The following is a 383-nucleotide window of genomic DNA, read 5'->3' as shown; positions in this document are numbered from 1 at the left end:
GATAAGGATTATAAACGTGACCCCTCAGGAACTTCCCTTGAAGGTGGCATTGGCATCAATGCGCAATTGTCCGCTAATCTTTCCCTTCACGGTGATGTCAGCTATCAACAAAAGCTTCAGAAAACGGGGATAAGTGGAGCAAGCTTTTCAGGTGGTATATGCTATCAGTTTTGAGGCAAAACTGTAAAAACAGCCTATTCAATTTAACAAAAAGGCAGCAATATGCTGCCTTTTTGGCTTATTATAAACTGTTTTTTAAGAATTCTTTTAAATAGAACAAAAAAATACTTAAAGACTGTTATTGACAGGTGAAAAATTTTTATAAAAAGTTTTTTATAAAAAATAAAACTTAGAATTTTTTGATGAATAATGCCTAAAACTGT

At 32.9% G+C, this 383-nt stretch carries 1 protein-coding gene; it reads left to right on the top strand.

What is annotated here, in order from left to right; all coding sequences use genetic code 11:
- Positions 1 to 174 (top strand): autotransporter outer membrane beta-barrel domain-containing protein (locus BN338_RS13920; protein WP_156809287.1); only part of this gene is annotated, 174 nt, incomplete at its 5' end.
- Between the last annotated feature and the right edge of the window lie 209 nt (positions 175 to 383).

The organism is Bartonella queenslandensis AUST/NH15, assembly GCF_000312585.1.
Lineage (GTDB): Bacteria > Pseudomonadota > Alphaproteobacteria > Rhizobiales > Rhizobiaceae > Bartonella > Bartonella queenslandensis_A.
This window is presented reverse-complemented; position numbering and strand designations above follow the sequence as displayed.